At 67.8% G+C, this 15,477-nt stretch carries 15 protein-coding genes; 10 read left to right on the top strand and 5 right to left on the bottom strand.

The genetic code is table 11. The features are described from left to right. Positions 1–30 precede the first annotated feature (30 nt). The 4 genes from LC490_RS23815 to LC490_RS23800 form a co-directional block, all read right to left on the bottom strand. The gene (locus LC490_RS23815) at positions 31–2,211 is read right to left on the bottom strand and encodes a bifunctional (p)ppGpp synthetase/guanosine-3',5'-bis(diphosphate) 3'-pyrophosphohydrolase (RefSeq protein ID WP_031372645.1); all 2,181 of its coding nucleotides are present in this window, start codon (positions 2,209–2,211) and stop codon (positions 31–33) included. A gap of 338 nt (positions 2,212–2,549) precedes the next feature. Further along, the gene (gene rpoZ / locus LC490_RS23810; RefSeq protein WP_031372646.1) at positions 2,550–2,849 is read right to left on the bottom strand and encodes a DNA-directed RNA polymerase subunit omega; all 300 of its coding nucleotides are present in this window, start codon (positions 2,847–2,849) and stop codon (positions 2,550–2,552) included. A 372-nt stretch (positions 2,850–3,221) separates the two neighbouring features. Beyond that, the gene (gene gmk / locus LC490_RS23805; protein ID WP_057919064.1) at positions 3,222–3,842 is read right to left on the bottom strand and encodes a guanylate kinase; all 621 of its coding nucleotides are present in this window, start codon (positions 3,840–3,842) and stop codon (positions 3,222–3,224) included. A gap of 109 nt (positions 3,843–3,951) precedes the next feature. Further along, positions 3,952–4,812: a YicC/YloC family endoribonuclease gene (locus LC490_RS23800; protein WP_057919065.1), complete on the bottom strand. Its 861-nt coding sequence runs from the start codon at positions 4,810–4,812 to the stop codon at positions 3,952–3,954. Positions 4,813–4,881: 69 nt separating this feature from the next. Between LC490_RS23800 and rph the strand changes: the two genes are divergently transcribed. The 10 genes from rph to LC490_RS23750 all read left to right on the top strand — a co-directional run bounded on the left by rph (position 4,882) and on the right by LC490_RS23750 (position 14,087). Next, complete coding sequence (gene rph / locus LC490_RS23795; RefSeq protein ID WP_051885115.1) at positions 4,882–5,646, top strand: ribonuclease PH; 765 nt, start codon at positions 4,882–4,884, stop codon at positions 5,644–5,646. A 725-nt stretch (positions 5,647–6,371) separates the two neighbouring features. Beyond that, entirely contained in the window at positions 6,372–6,764 is a 393-nt protein-coding gene (locus tag LC490_RS23790) for a VOC family protein (RefSeq protein ID WP_031372650.1), read from the top strand. Then, complete coding sequence (gene rdgB / locus LC490_RS23785) at positions 6,761–7,357, top strand: RdgB/HAM1 family non-canonical purine NTP pyrophosphatase (RefSeq protein WP_031372651.1); 597 nt, start codon at positions 6,761–6,763, stop codon at positions 7,355–7,357. Before LC490_RS23790 ends, rdgB begins: the two co-directional genes overlap by 4 nt. Further along, positions 7,354–7,938 carry a hypothetical protein gene (locus LC490_RS23780; RefSeq protein WP_152566272.1) on the top strand — a complete coding sequence of 195 codons (585 nt, stop codon included), beginning with the start codon at positions 7,354–7,356 and terminating at the stop codon, positions 7,936–7,938. Before rdgB ends, LC490_RS23780 begins: the two co-directional genes overlap by 4 nt. A gap of 53 nt (positions 7,939–7,991) precedes the next feature. After that, positions 7,992–9,167 carry a radical SAM family heme chaperone HemW gene (hemW, locus tag LC490_RS23775; protein WP_081930990.1) on the top strand — a complete coding sequence of 392 codons (1,176 nt, stop codon included), beginning with the start codon at positions 7,992–7,994 and terminating at the stop codon, positions 9,165–9,167. A 254-nt stretch (positions 9,168–9,421) separates the two neighbouring features. Continuing rightward, positions 9,422–11,713, top strand: a complete 2,292-nt coding sequence (locus LC490_RS23770; RefSeq protein ID WP_223621848.1) for a DUF1631 family protein — start codon at positions 9,422–9,424, stop codon at positions 11,711–11,713. 10 nt (positions 11,714–11,723) lie between these two features. Beyond that, complete coding sequence (locus LC490_RS23765; protein ID WP_031372655.1) at positions 11,724–12,074, top strand: PilZ domain-containing protein; 351 nt, start codon at positions 11,724–11,726, stop codon at positions 12,072–12,074. A gap of 159 nt (positions 12,075–12,233) precedes the next feature. Continuing rightward, positions 12,234–13,604 carry a Xaa-Pro dipeptidase gene (gene pepQ, locus LC490_RS23760; protein WP_223621847.1) on the top strand — a complete coding sequence of 457 codons (1,371 nt, stop codon included), beginning with the start codon at positions 12,234–12,236 and terminating at the stop codon, positions 13,602–13,604. A 7-nt stretch (positions 13,605–13,611) separates the two neighbouring features. Next, on the top strand, positions 13,612–13,932 hold the full coding sequence (locus tag LC490_RS23755; protein ID WP_223621846.1) for a low molecular weight protein tyrosine phosphatase family protein: 321 nt from the start codon (positions 13,612–13,614) through the stop codon (positions 13,930–13,932). Then, a complete protein-coding gene (locus LC490_RS23750; protein ID WP_223621845.1) occupies positions 13,932–14,087 on the top strand; it encodes a hypothetical protein in 156 nt (51 codons plus the stop codon). The genes LC490_RS23755 and LC490_RS23750 overlap by 1 nt, the downstream gene beginning before the upstream one ends. A 766-nt stretch (positions 14,088–14,853) precedes the next feature. Here LC490_RS23750 and LC490_RS23745 read toward each other — a convergent pair. Next, positions 14,854–15,453, bottom strand: coding sequence for a short chain dehydrogenase (locus tag LC490_RS23745; protein ID WP_031373976.1), 600 nt, complete (start codon positions 15,451–15,453; stop codon positions 14,854–14,856). Positions 15,454–15,477 lie beyond the last annotated feature (24 nt).

The raw sequence follows: 15,477 nt of genomic DNA, 5'->3' as shown, positions 1-15,477 counted from the left end.
TTCCCGGCGGCGGCGGCAAAGCCGCCGCACCTACATTCGCTGCACGCCCAGCACCACCGCCAGCCTGCGCACGCGGCGCATGACGTCGGCCAGATGGCGACGATCGCTGACTTCGATGGCGAAACGCATGATCGCGATGTTGGCGTCGCGCTCCAGGTATTCGACGCGGTCGATGTTGGATTCGGCCTCGGCGATCGCCGCGGCGACCTGGGCCAGCGAGCCGGGGCGGTTGTCGACTTCGATGCGCAAGGCGGCGGCGAAGTCGCCGGACACCTGGCGGTCCCAACCGATCGCGACCCAGCGATCGGGCGACTTGCGGTAGTCGGCGACGTTCGGGCAGTCCAGGCGATGGACCACGATGCCCTTGCCGGCGGTGTGGTAGCCCATGATTTCGTCGCCCGGCAACGGCAGGCAACAGTTGGCGAAACTGATCACGCCGCGCTCGGCGCCGGTGATCAGGATCTTGTCCTCGGGCAGCCGCGGGCGGTCGATCGCGCGGCCGCGGGTCTTGCCCGGCACTTCGCGCGCCAGCGCCAGGGCGACCTGGTTCGGCATGCGGTTGCCCAGGGCGATATCGGCCAGCAAGGCCTCCAGGCGCGGATAGCGATACTCGGCGAGATAGCTTTCCAGGCGCAGCGCCGGAGTGCGGTCCAGCGAGGTCTCCAGCACTTCCAGCGCGCGGTCGAGCATGCGGTGGCCGAGCTGGACCGCATCCTCGTGTTCGAGCTGCTTGAGCTGCTGGCGGATCGAGGTGCGCGCCTTGCCCGAGACAACGAACTCCAGCCACTGCGGCTTCGGCGTCGACGACTTGGCGGTGATGATCTCCACGCGCTGGCCGCTGGCCAGCTTGGTGCGCAACGGCACCAGCTTGCCGTCGACGCGCGCGGCGACCGCGCGATTGCCGACGTCGGTATGCACTGCGTAGGCGAAATCCAGCGCGGTCGAATTGCGCGGCAGCGACATGATGTCGCCCTTCGGCGTGAACAGGTAGACCTCGTCCGGGAACAGGTCGACCTTGACGTTCTCGAGGAATTCCAGCGACGAACCGGTCGAACGCTGCGACTCGACCAGGCTGGCGATCCAGCTGTGCGCACGCGACTGCGCGCTGTTCGGGCCTTCGCCGCCGTGTTTGTACGACCAGTGCGCGGCGATGCCGCGCTCGGCGATCAGGTCCATGTCCTCGGTGCGGATCTGCACTTCCACGGGCGAGCCGTAGGGGCCGAACAACACCGTGTGCAGCGACTGGTAACCGTTGGCCTTGGGGATGGCGATGAAATCGCGGAAGCGCGCATCCAGCGGTTTGTAGGCCGAATGCACCACGCCGAGAGCGTGGTAACAGTCCGGCACGCTGCGCACGACGACGCGGAAACCGAACACGTCCATGACCTGGTTGAAGCTCTTATGCTCGTGGTGCATCTTCATGTAGATGCTCCACGGCGATTTCACCCGGCTGATCAAGCGGTGTTGAAGTTTCTCCTTCGCCAGGCGCTGGGCCAGGTGCGCTTCGATCTGGACCAGCGACTCGCGCCGCACCACCGGCTGGGTGCGGATGCGTTTTTCGATGACCGCGTGGCGCCAGGGATGCAGGGCGCGGAAACCCAGGTCCTGCAGCTCGGCCTTGATCAGATTCATGCCCAGGCGCTGGGCGATCGGTGCGTAGATCTCCAGCGTCTCGCGGGCGATGCGCTCACGCGCCTCGGCGCTCTGCGCGCCGAGCGTGCGCATGTTGTGCAGGCGGTCGGCGAGCTTGATCAGGATCACGCGCAGGTCGCGCGCCATCGCCAGCAGCATCTTGCGGAAGCTCTCGGCCGCCGCTTCCTGGCGATCGCGGAACTGCAGCTTGTCGAGCTTGGTGACGCCGTCGACGAGTTCGGCCACGGTCGGCCCGAATTCGGTCGCCAGGCATTCGCGGGTCAGCGGCGTGTCTTCGATGGTGTCGTGCAGGATCGCCGCGACCAAGGTCTCGACGTCCAGCCCCTGCTCGGCCAGCACCTTGGCGACCGCGACCGGGTGAGTGATGTAGGGCTCGCCCGACTTGCGGGTCTGGCCCACGTGCGCGGCGGCGCCGACCGACCAGGCGCGACGCAGTTGCAGGCGCTGCGCTTCGGGCAGGTAGTGCGCGGCCAGTTCGAGCTCGCGCACATAGTCCGGCAGCTCCGTGTCGTCCAGAACGGCGGGATAGGTGCTCAGCGCGGGCTCGGCAGGGGTCATAACGGAAATTTACGCGGGCGATGGCTCAAGGTGCAACGCATCCATTGATATTGGGTGCGGCACGCAGGCAGCGCAGGCAAGCGGCGGGCCCCGATTGCGGCGCAAGGACGAGACATTCGTTCAGGAATGCGCCGACGGTCGCAGTCGGAAGGCGGCGAATACCGCGGCTGGCGCGTGATCGCGCTCGCGGCCGGCGCGGCCAGGCGCACGGCGTCGAGCGTCCCGCGGCGGCGGCACAAACGAAAACGGCCCCGCCTGGGCGGAGCCGTAAACGTAGCGGCCCCGCCAAGGCGGGGCCGCAATCGACTCCCCGCGCCGGAGCGCGGGGCCGGATGCACTCAGTCGTCGCTCTTCGACAGATCGTCGTCGGCGACCACTTCGGCGGCGGCCCATTCCAGGGCTTCGCGCTCTTTGCGCTCGCGCTCGGCCTTTTCGACCGCATCGATGTATTCGGGGTTGATCTGGCGCGCGGCGATTTCGCGCAGTGCCAGCACGGTGGGCTTGTCGTTGGCTTCGCTGTTGTCCAGCTGCGGCTCGACGCCGTTGGCCAGCTGACGCGCACGCTTGGCGGCCAACATGACGAGTTCGAAGCGGTTATCGACCACTTCCAGGCAATCTTCGACGGTAATGCGGGCCATGGGGCTCCTGGCGGCCGGTGGGCCGTCTTTACAAGCGGTTGGGGACCGGGGAGTTTAGACCGTTTGCCGGGCCGGGGCAAGGTTTCCTGCACCAAGCTCTTATGAATCAGACAGATACGGGCGGGATCGGGGTTCGTGACGATGGCTTTGCACGGGGGATGGGAACGGCCAAGAGCAAATCCCCCCTGCCCCCCTTTTTCAAAGGGGGGAACGGCGGAGGCGGCGGGCTTGGAGGGACGCGAGTCTCGCCGGGGTTCGATTCCGAGCGCCGACTCCGGACTCCGACTCCCGACTCCCGATTCCCGATTCCCGATTCCCGATTCCCGATTCCCGACTCCCGACTCCCGATTCCCGATTCCCGATTCCCGGCCCTCAGCCCTCGTCGGCCAGCAGCGCGGTGATCAGGCGGGAATGGCGGGCGACCTGCGGTTCGCGACGCAAGCGGCTGGCCAGGAAGATCGCGCACATTTCCTCGACCGCGGTGTCGAACACTTCGTTGACGATGACGTAGTCGAACTCGCCGTAATGCGACATTTCCTCGCGTGCGGCGTCCAGGCGCTGGCGGATCGTCGCCTCGCTGTCCTGGCCGCGCGTGCGCATCCGCGACTCCAGCGCCTGCCGCGACGGCGGCAGGATGAACACGCTGACCGCATCCGGCACCTTGGACCGGACCTGGCGCGCGCCCTGCCAGTCGATTTCCAGCAGCACGTCCTTGCCGGCGGCCAGGAAGGGCTCGACCGACTGCCGCGCCGAGCCTTTCCAGTCGCCGTGGACGCGGGCGTATTCGAAGAAATCGCCGGCCTCGACCATCGCCTCGAATTCCTGCGCGCTGACGAAGTGGTAGTGCTCGGCGTGGCGCTCGCCCGGACGCGGCTGGCGCGAGGTGAACGAGATCGACAGGCGGATGTTGGGATCGCGCGCCAGCACGGCGTTGACGATGCTGGATTTTCCGGCCCCGGACGGGGCCGCGACGATGTAAAGGGTTCCGCGCATAAGTCTCGGGAATGGGGAATGGGGAATCGTGAATAGGTGAGAAGAGAGAATGGGACCAGGCGACGATCGCCGCTCTTACGATTCCCTATTCCCTATTTTCTATTCCCGGTTACTCGATGTTCTGGATCTGCTCGCGGACCTGGTCGATCAGCACCTTGAGTTCGACCGCGGCCGCCGAGCTGCGCGCGTCGACCGACTTGGAGCCCAGGGTGTTGGCTTCGCGATTGAATTCCTGGAGCAGGAAATCGAGGCGGCGGCCGACCGCTTCGCGCAGCTTGAGCACGCGCCGCGCTTCGACCACGTGCGAATCGAGACGGTCGAGTTCTTCGTCGACATCGAGCTTCTGCAGCCACAGCACGAGCTCCTGCTCGACGCGGCCGTTGTCGGCCGGCTGGGCCAGATCGGCGAGCCGCGCCTCGAGCTTGGCGCGCTGGCCGGTGCGGATCGCCGGCATCAACGTGCGCACCTCGGCGGCGATCGCGGCGATGCCGTCGACGCGCTCGCTGATGACGGTCGCGAGCTTGCCGCCTTCGCGTTCGCGCGCGGCGACGAATTCGTCGAGCACGCTGTCCAGCAGCGCCAGCGCCGCGGCCTGCAATTCGGCCGGATCGGTGCTCGGCGCCTGCAGCACGCCGGGGAACTGCAGCAGATCGGTGAATTCGGTGCGCAGCGCCGGGAACCGTGCCGACAGGTCGATCGCCAGATCGCTGAGTTCGCGCAGCCGGGTCGGGTTGAGCTGCAGCGCGTCGCCGCCTTCCGGCGCGCGCAGGCGCAGGGTCAGGTCGAGCTTGCCGCGGCTGATGCGCGCGGAAATGCGCTCGCGCAGGGCCGGTTCGAGCACGCGCAGCTCGTCGGCCAGGCGCACCCCGAGCTCGAGGAAACGATGGTTGACCGAGCGCAACTCGCAGCCGAGCGTGCCCCAGGGTGTCACGCGTTCGCCGCTGGCGAAGGCAGTCATGCTGCGAATCATTCGCGAATCCCAAGCCTACAGGGAGCGAATGGTAAACTCGCCGGCCATCAAAACGGTAACTTCGCGCCCATGACCGGTCCCAACGCCGCCCCCAACGAGGCCCCGACCGGCCCCCTCGCCCGTCCCAGCGGCCGTACCGCGGGCCAAATGCGCGAAGTCCGCATCGAGCGCAGCTTCACCCGCCACGCCGAGGGCTCGGTGCTGGTCAGCTTCGGCGAGACCCGGGTGCTGTGCACAGCCAGCGTCGAAAACAAGGTGCCCTCGTTCCTGCGCGGCAAGGGCGAAGGCTGGGTTACGGCCGAGTACGGCATGTTGCCGCGCGCGACCCACACCCGCAGCGATCGCGAGGCCGCACGCGGCAAGCAAGGCGGCCGCACCCTGGAAATCCAGCGCCTGATCGGCCGCGCCCTGCGCGCCTGCATCGACCGCAAGGCGCTCGGCGAGCGCACCATCACCCTGGACTGCGACGTCCTGCAGGCCGACGGCGGCACTCGCACCGCGGCCATCACCGGCGCCTACGTGGCCCTGGTCGACGCGGTGCGCTGGCTGCAGTCGCGCCGCGAGATCGCCCGCGACCCGATTTTCGGCGCGGTCGCCGCGGTCTCGGTCGGCGTCTACCGCGGCGTGCCGGTGCTGGATCTGGATTACGCAGAAGACAGCGATTGCGACACCGACATGAACGTGGTCATGAACGACGGCGGCGGTTTCATCGAGCTGCAGGGCACCGCCGAAGGCCACGCCTTCCGCCGCGAAGAGCTCGACGGCTTGCTGGCCCTGGCCGAGGCCGGCATCGCCGAGCTGATCCTCAAGCAGCGCGAGGCGTTGGCGGTCTGATCGCCGCGAACGGCTTCGAGTCCCGATGCGGACTCGAAGCCGTTGCCGCCGTCTCGCTCTTCCGCTCGCGTGTTGGCCTCTCGCTGCGATACGCCCGTCGTTCCGGCGCGACGGGACAGCACTGCGAGCCCTTCCTGCACCCATCCGCTCGCGGCATCCGCGCCGGTCTTGCGCTCGTGGCGAAAGCCGAAAACCATCGGATTTCCCCTGACTTTCGGCGGTCGCGCCGAGCGTGGGCACCGATCGAGACGAGTGCCGACCTTCTCCGGCGATGACGATTGCCGACGAATGCACGACACGACCGCGCACCGCACGGGCAAAGACTGTGCGCTACCCGTCGCGCATCAGGCGCAATGCGCTTGATCGATACCCAACGAATCAACACGCGATATACGCGCAGCGTTGAAGACACACCCGCAGCATCGAACTGAACGCGACGCGTACGCTCGACGCGCATCGCGTCGCCGTACATGCAGTTCAAGCACGAGCACGCAATCAGAACCACGAAACGCTTCACGGATGCACGAAGCCGGGCTTCGGATATCGGCGCCGGCGTGCCAATCTGCAACGGGCTCGATGGCGACACGCACGAGCACGCGCATCATCGCGACGGCCAGGGATTGTGCTTTCTGCCGGACCGTCGCGTCCTCCCTCCCCTCCATTCGGCCGGCTTCGCCCGCCCTCCTACCGAAGGCGATGGCGACGGCCCCTCAGCAAGGTCCGCCATGAATCGCAGCATCGGCAGCATCGCCCTCGTCGTCGCCGATTACGACGAAGCCATCGCTTACTACACCCAGGCACTGGGATTCGTCCTGCTCGAGGACGTCGACCAGGGCGGCGGCAAACGCTGGGTCCGGGTCGCGCCCGCCGGCGGCGCCCAGACCGCGCTGTTGCTGGCCCAGGCCGTCGGCGAGGAACAAGGCTCGCGCATCGGCAACCAAACCGGCGGCCGGGTCGGCTTTTTCCTGCACACCGACGACTTCTGGCGCGACCACGCTGCGATGGTCGGGCACGGCGTGCGCTTCATGGAAACTCCGCGCGTCGAGACCTACGGCACGGTCGCCGTGTTCGAAGACCTGTACGGTAATCGCTGGGATTTGCTGGAACTGAAAGCATGAGATTAGTGCTGGCCAGCAGCAACGCCGGGAAGCTGGCGGAACTGCGCGACCTGCTCGGCGACACCGGCATCGAACTGGTGGCGCAAACGGATCTGGGGGTCGAGGACATCGAGGAAACCGGCAGTACGTTCGTCGAGAATGCGCTGCTCAAGGCCCGTCATGCGGCCGCGGTCACCGGGCTGCCGGCGCTGGCCGACGATTCCGGCATCTGCGTCGACGCGCTCGGCGGCGCCCCCGGCCTGTACTCGGCCCGCTACGCCGGCCAGCACGGCGACGCCCAGGCCAATATCGACAAACTGCTCGCCGCCCTCAAGGACGTGCCGGACGCCCAGCGCGGCGCGCACTTCTATGCGGTGATCGTGCTGCTGCGCCATGCCGGCGACCCGCGCCCGGTCATCGCCGAAGGCATCTGGCACGGCCGCATCCTGCACCAACGCCAGGGCGAACGCGGTTTCGGCTATCAGCCGGTGTTCTACGACACCGAGTACGACGTGTCCGCCGGCGAGATCGACGACGCCCTCAAGAACCGAGTCAGCCACCGCGCCCGCGCCCTGGCGGCGCTGCGCGAGCGCCTGCCGGAGGTCGCCAGGTGAACCGGATGATGCGCGCCGCCGCTCCGCCCCGACGCGCCTTCCGCACCGGCGGCCACACCGTGCTGTCGGTGGCCGTGCTGTACCTGCTGGCGATGCCGATCGCGATCTGGATCCGCCAGGACGGCCTCAGCGCCGGCACCCACCAGACCAACAGCTTCAGCTCGGAGATCGAGCTGGCGCTGTGGCTGCTGGCGACCCTGGTCGGGCTGGTCGCCCTGGCCGCCATCCAACGGGTCAGCCTGCAGGCCAGCCCCGGCCACACCATCGGCTACGCCAACATCACCACCGCCCATCGCACCCGCCGCTTCGCCCCGGGCGAGGTGGTGGGCATGTCCCTGCACCGGGCCAAGGACGGGCGCCTGCGCCTGACCTCGACCCTGGAACTGCGCCTGTCCCCGGCCCCGCACCGGCGCTGGAACACCGCCAGCATTTTCGACGGCGAAACCTCCGGCGACGGCAGCGCCGAGCCCCTGGCCACGATCATGCGGCTGGTCGTCCAGGCCCGCCCGGACGTGGCCATCGACGCCAATCTGCGCGCCCTGCTCGCCGTCACCCGCTACGGCGCGACGCGCGACCGGTAAGCTGTCGGCCCCTTCCGACTGTTTCCGGGCCCTCGGGTCCGGTCGAGCGCTGTTTGAGCGATACCCTGACCACCCCGCCGTTGTCGCTGTACGTCCACCTGCCCTGGTGCGTGCGCAAATGCCCGTACTGCGATTTCAACTCGCACGAATACAAGGGCGGCAAGGGCAGCGCCCTGCCCTACGACGCCTACGTCGACGCCCTGCTGGCCGACCTGGAGCACGACCTGCCCTTGGTCTGGGGCCGGCCGGTGCACAGCGTGTTCTTCGGCGGCGGCACCCCGAGCCTGTTCCCGCCCGAGTTCATCGACCGTTTTCTGCAGGGCGCCAGCGCCCGCCTGCGCTTCGCGCCGGGTTGCGAAATCACTCTTGAAACCAACCCCGGCACCGCCGAGCACGGCCGTTTCGAGCTCTATCGCGCCGCCGGGGTGAATCGGCTCAGCTTCGGCATCCAGAGCTTCGACGACGGCTGCCTGCAGCGCCTGGGCCGCATCCACGACAGCCAGGAGGCCGAGGCCGCGGTCAAACTGGCGCAGGACGCCGGTTTCGACAACCTCAACCTCGACCTGATGTACGCCCTGCCCGGCCAGACCCTGGCGATGGCCGAGCGCGACCTGGAGCGGGCCTTCGCCCTCGACCCGGCCCACCTCTCGCATTACCAGCTGACCCTGGAACCCAATACCGTGTTCGCGGCGCGGCCGCCGCAGGGCATCCCCGACGAGGACAGCGCCTGGGACATCCAGGAGCACTGCCAGGCCTTGATCGCCGCGCGCGGCTACGAGCATTACGAGGTCAGCGCCTATGCGCGGCCGCAGCGCCGTTGCGCGCACAACCTCAATTATTGGCGCTACGGCGACTACCTCGGCATCGGCGCCGGCGCCCACGGCAAGATCACCCTCGGCGCCGAGCAGGCCATCCTGCGGCGCTGGAAGCACAAGCACCCGACCGAATACCTGGCCAAGGCCGGCACCGAAGCCGGCATCGGCGGCGACGACCGCATCGCGCCGGAGCGGCGACCGTTCGAATACATGCTCAATGTGCTGCGCCTGGTCGAGGGTTTCTCGCTGGCCGACTACGAGGCCCGCACCGGCCTGGCCCGCGCCGCCATCGCCACGCAACTGCAGGCCGCCTTCGACGCCGGCTGGCTGGAACAAAACGGCGACCGGGTTCGTCCGACCGAGCTGGGGCGCCGCTTCACCAACGACGTGGTGGCGCTGTTCCTGCCCGACTGAGGGCCGCTCGATGGCCGACTGAGCGGCTTGCGCCGCTCGTAAACCGGGGGCCGCGGCAGATGCCGGGCCTCACAAGCCCGCGACCGGCCCCGGTGGACACTCGCCTATGGCCGCCCGTGCGGGTCGTTCGCGTTAGTGCCATTGGCCGCCTCCTGTCGGCTGCACGCCCACGCGCGGTCGTCGTCGGACCGTTTCGAGTTGGCGAGCGCCGGGGAGGCGTGGTTATATCTTGAGGTCGTCAGTACCGAATCCACATGTCCGCCACGTTTGATCCTCTGGACGCCTCGCTGCCGCGGGCCACCCTGGCCACGGCCGCGCTGCCTCATCGCGTGCGCCGATTGCTGGAGCAGTTGTACGCCCTGATCTCCGACGAAACCGCGCCGCAACTGGAACGGATGCTCGCCGAGTTCGAGCAGCAGCTGTTCCGCCAGGCCGACCAGGCCCGCAATCCGAGCCTGCAATCGGGCTATCTGGAAACCCTGCGCCTGGTCCGGCTGCGCCGCGCCGACCTGATCCCGCGCTATCTGGTCGCGCTGGAAACCGCGCTGACCCGTGTGCGCCAGCCGGTCGCGCCGCGTTCGCAAGCGACGGTCGTGCCCAATTTCAGCGAGTTGCGCCTGGTCGACGACAGCGAGATCGACGAGAACACGGTGCTGCGCAGCATCGCCAGCCGCCACGAATCGCGCGCCGGCCTCGGCCTGTTGCTGCTCGGCCAACGCTTCGGCGTGCTCGCCGGCGCGCCGGCCTTCGATGCCGAACGCCTGCCGGTCGGCCCGCACCGCCTGATCCGGATCTTCGCCGACGTCTGCCTGCCTCTGCAGATCGGCCAGGAGTCGCGCCTGGATCTGTTCCGCGTATTCGACCAGCAGGTGATGCTGGGCTACGCGCAGATGGTCGAGGCCATGAACGCCCTGCTCGCACGCGAAAACGTGCTGCCGGGCCTGTCGTTCGTGCCGCTGCGCGCGCGCCCCAACGCCACGCCCCAGGGCGAAGCCGCGGCCGTCGACGCCCCGCGGCGCGAACCGGCGCCCGACAAGAACCACGGTCCGCAGGCGGGGCCGTCGCCCTCGGCACGGCCCGGCGACGAGCGTCCGCACACCGCCTGGCCCGGCCAGCAAACGGTGCCGCGGGCACCGGACGCAACCGATTTCGCGACCCTGCAGCAATGGCTCGGCGAACGCCGCGAACTGGTCGACAAGCTGCGTCCGCGCGGCGGCATCGCCGTGCCGGGCGCGGCCATGGATACCGCCGAAGTGTTGTCGGTGCTGAACCGGCTCAAGGACGAACTGCCGCGCGGCCCGCAGCCGCTGCGCAAGATCGCCGAGCTGCGCCAGTCGCTGCTGGAACACAGCGAGCCTCCGCCGGGCACGGTCGCCACATTGTCGCGCGACGACGGCGACGTGTTCGATCTGCTCGACATGCTCTATGACGAGATCGAGCAGCGCCTGCGCGGCGACGCGACCATCTCGACCCTGCTCAACCGCCTGCAGGCGCCCTTGCTGAACGCCGCGCTGCGGGATCGCAGCCTGCTCGAGCAAACCGAGCATCCGGCGCTGCAGTTGCTCAACACGGTCGCCGAAGCCGGCGCGCGCTGGACGCCGAGCGAAGACGTCGACCCGCAGTTGCACGAGCCGCTGCGCCAGGCCGTCGACCACGTGGTCGAGCACTACGACACCGGCGCCGACGTGTTCGATACCGCCAACCTGCGGCTGCAGGAACAGTTGCAGAACCTCGCGCGCAAGGCCGAAGTTTCCGAACGGCGCCACGTCGAGGCCGCGCGCGGCAAAGAAAAGCTCGAGATGGCCAAGCGCCTGGCCAGCGAGGCGATCGAGCAGCACACCGCCGAGCAGCGCCTGCCGCGCTTCGTCCAGGCTCTGCTCAACCAGGCCTGGGCCGACGTGCTCACCCTGACCCTGCTGCGCCACGGCGAAGAGTCCGAAGCCTGGCAGCGGCAGTTGGAAACGACACGTCAGATCGTCTCGGCCAACCTCACCGGCGCCGATGCGCCGATGCCCTGCGGGCTCGACGCCGACATCGAACACGCGTTGACCCAGGTGGGCTATCACGGCGACGACGCCCGCGCGATTTCGCGCCAGCTCACGGTCGGCCCCGCGCACGAAGACGACGCCGCCTCGCGCACGGAACTTGCGATGAAACTGCGTTCGCGCAGCCGCCTCGGCGAAGACGCAGGCCCGGCCCGCTCGACCCTGCCCGCGCGCAACGACGACGAACAACGCTGTTGGGAACAGATCCGCAGCCTGCCGTTCGGCACCTGGTTCGAGTTCGTGCAGAACCAACAAGGCGACGCGGTGCGTCGGCGCCTGTCGTGGTTCAGCCCGGTCACCGACAACGCCTTGTTCGTCAATCAACGCGGCCAGCGCGCCGGCGAACAGTCGCTGGACAGCCTCGCCCGGATGATGGCGCGCGGCCAGGCGCGGGTGGTCGTCGAAGAACGCAGCCGCCTGGTCGATCGCGCCTGGCATGCCGCGCTCGACGTGCTGCGCGGTTTCGGCGGCAAACGCCCGGCCGATCCGGCCGGTGCATGAGAGCAGGCCCATGAACGAAGAATTCCGCCGCACCCGTCGTCGCCGACTCGCCGAAACGGTGCAGGTCGTCGACACCATGACCGAGACCGTGATCGGCCATCTGGGCAATTTGTCCGAGACCGGGATGATGCTGATCGCCAACACGCCGCTGGTCGACGACGCGCTGTACCAACTGCGCTTCAACCTGCGCGACGCCCCCCAGCACACCTCGCCGATCGAAGTCGGCGCGCACCTGCTGTGGCAGGACCGCGCCAGCGTGCCCGGCCAGACCTGGACCGGCTTCCGTTTCATCGCCATGCCCGAAGACGGCATGCAGCACCTGCGCCAGTGGCTGGACCTGCCCGGCGGCAGCTACGAGTAAGCGGTTCCCGCACCAGGCTGTTCTCCCTGTCGCGCCTGCGGCGAGCGTGGGCCATGCAAGGCGAGAGGGCCGAAGCGAAGGTACTGCCCCCCGCCGGCGCAAATCCTGCCCCGGCGAATTACGGCAAAATGGGCCGGTTTCCTCCAGGCCAGGCCCGCAATGAACGCTTCCGCCCGCACCGCCGATCCGTCCGCCCTCGACACCCACGCCCTGTACCGGCAGCACTTCGCCGAATTGCAGCGCCGCTGCGAGCAGGCGCTGGAACGCGGCGGGTTCGATCACCTGGTGGTGCCGAGCGGCACCTTGCACTACCAGGTCTTCGACGATCGCGATTACCCCTATGCGGTGAACCCGCAGTTCAAGGCCTGGGTGCCGCTGACCCGCAACCCCGGCAGTTGGCTGGTGGCGACGCCGGGTCATAAGCCCAAGCTGATCTATCTGCAGCCGTTCGACTACTGGCACGTCGTGCCGCAGGCGCCGAACGGCTGGTGGGTCGATCACTTCGAGGTGATCGTGATCCGCCAGCCCGAGCAAGCGCTGGCCCACCTGCCCAAGGACCCGGCCCGCTGCGCGATTCTCGGCGAAGCGCAGAGCGCGCTCGGCGTCGGCAGCGACCGCGCCTTCGTGCCGAACAATCCGCCGGCGGTCATCGACTATCTCGAATACCACCGCGCCTACAAGACCCCGTACGAAGTGGCGATGATGCGCGAAGCCACGCGCAAGGGCGTGCGCGCGCATCGCGCCGCCGAGGCCGCGTTCCGCGCCGGCAAGAGCGAGTTCGACATCCACCTCGCCTATTGCGGCGCCGCGCGCCAGGACGCCAACGAACTGCCCTACGGCAACATCGTTGCCCTCAACCAGAACGGCGCGGTGCTGCACTACATGGAACTCGATCGCGAAGCCCCGGCGCAATCGCGCAGCTTCCTGATCGACGCCGGCGCCAGCCACCACGGCTACGCCTGCGACATCACCCGCACCTACGCCAGCGACGGCGGCGGCGAATTCCAGGCCCTGATCGACGCCGTCGACGCCGCGCAGCGGAAGATGTGCGACCAGGTCCGCGCCGGTACCGACTACAAACGCATCCACCTCGACGCCCACCTGGCCCTGGCCGGCATCCTCAAAGACGTCGGCGTGCTCAAGGTCTCGCCGGAAGCGGCGGTGGCGACCGGCGTCAGCGGCGTGTTCTTCCCACACGGCATCGGCCACGGCATCGGCCTGCAGGTGCACGAGGTCGCCGGCTTCGCCGCCTCCGACCGCGGCGGCCGCATCGACAAGCCCGCCGGCCATCCCTACCTGCGCATGACCCGCGTGCTCGAAGCCGGCATGGCGGTGACGATCGAACCCGGCCTGTACTTCGTCGACTTGTTGCTCGACGGCCTGAAGCAGGGCGAACACGCCGGCAGCGTCGACTGGGACCGCATCGAACAGTTCCGCCCCTTCGGCGGCATCCGCATCGAAGACGACGTGGTCTGCACCGACGCCGCGCCGGTCAACCTGACCCGCGACGGCTTCGCGGAAGCGGCCTGACCCCCGCGTGCGGCGCATCCTGTTCGTCTGCAGCCAGAACAAACTGCGCAGCCCGACCGCCGAACAGGTATTCGCCGCTCGCGACGACCTCGACGTCGCCTCGGCCGGCCTCAACCACGACGCCGAGCAGCCGCTCGGCGCCGAACAGGTCGAGTGGGCCGAGCTGATCTTCGTGATGGAAAAGGCGCAGCGCAGCAAGCTGCAGCGCAAGTTCCGGGCGCAGCTGCGCGGCAAGCGCGTGGTTTGTCTGGATATTCCGGACGAGTACGAGTACATGGCACCGGAATTGGTCGCCTTGTTGCGGGCGCGGGTGCCGCGGCATTTGTGATGAGTGTGCTGCCGGCCCGGCGCCCCGTTGCCGTTGCCGTTGCCGTTGCCGTTGCCGTTGCCGTTGCCGTTGCCGAGATTTTGATCTGCTTTTCTGCTTTTCTGCTTTTCTGCTTTTCTGCCTTTCTGCTTTGCCGCTTTGCCGGTCAACAGTAGACCCGGAGGGCGGCGCACAGGACGTGCGCCGTTTTTCGATAGGACAAGGATGTCCTATCGAAAAATCCCGGTGCTAGCTACGAACTCATGGCCTGTGCCCTTGCAAGGAGAGCCCTTTTCTTTGGTTACCTTTGACCGAAGGGAATCCAGACGGACTTTTGGGCTTAGCAAAAGAAAGTAACCCGGCCGCGTGAGCGGACGGAAGCTCTGCACTTGCTTCAAGGGAGCGCCGGAGGCCGGCAGGACGTGGTCGCGACTTGCGTCGCTCCTACCCTGGGCTCCAGTCGGAAGCGACGCGAGATCAGGGCGCCGTGGTCGCCGCTTCAAAGAGTAGGAGCGGCGCAAGCCGCGACCGCGCTGTCATGGTCTCGCTTCGAAGCGACCAAGCAAGATCAGGATCAAACGCTAAGAGCTTCCGCCACTAAAGCGGCGGGTTACTTTCTTTTGTCATAAGCAACAAAAGAACGGTAACCAAAGAAAAATGCTTTTCTTTGAATCACAGGCCCGCACGCTCGATGCCGACGCAGGGATTTTTCATACGGGACATCCTTGTCCCGATGAAAAACGGCCCGCATCCATGCGGGCCGCCCTCCGGGTCTTCGATTGCCTTCGCGAGTGCAAGGCTGCGCACAGCAACAACCACAGCCACAGCCACAGCCACAGCCACAGCAGAATCTTTACGGCAACGGAAACGGCGAACTGCGAACTGCGAACTGCGACCGCAAAATGCCTCATCGGCCTTGCAACTCACACGACCGCCCATCCCTCACCAAACCTTGAACACCCGCCCACTCTGAATCCCCTCCACGCTGCGCTGATACGCCAGCGCCGCGCGCGCGGCGGTGACCGGTTCGAAGCCGGGGAAGAACGCGCCGTAGGCCTCCCACGACTCCGTCAATACGTTCGGGCTGACGGCATTGATGCGCAGGCCGCGCTGCAATTCGAAGGCGGCGCCACGCACGAAGCCCTCGATGGCGTTGTTGACGGCGCTGGCGTTGGCGCCGGCACGGATCGGTTCTTCGGCGACGATGCCGGTGGTCAGGGTGATCGAACCGCCGTCGTTGAGGTGGTGCTGGCCCAGCAGGGCCAGGCGCACCTGGCCGAGCAGTTTGTCGTTGAGGCCCAGCGCGAAGTCGGCCGGGCGCATCGTTTCGAGCGGGCCGAAGTGCAGCACGCCGGCGGTCGAGACGATGGCGTCGAGCTTGCCGGTACGACGGAACAAGGCTTCGACGCTGGCGTCGTCGGTGATGTCGACCGGGTAATCGGCGCTGCTGCGGCCGGCGGCCAGGATCTCGTGCTGCGGGGCGAGGCGTTCGGCCACGGCACGGCCGAGGGTGCCGCTGGCGCCGACGATGAGGATCTTCATGGGAACTCCGTGATGAGAGACAGA

The sequence above is a fragment of the Lysobacter sp. ESA13C genome (assembly GCF_019970005.1).
Classification (GTDB): Bacteria; Pseudomonadota; Gammaproteobacteria; order Xanthomonadales; family Xanthomonadaceae; genus Lysobacter; species Lysobacter antibioticus_B.
This window is presented reverse-complemented; position numbering and strand designations above follow the sequence as displayed.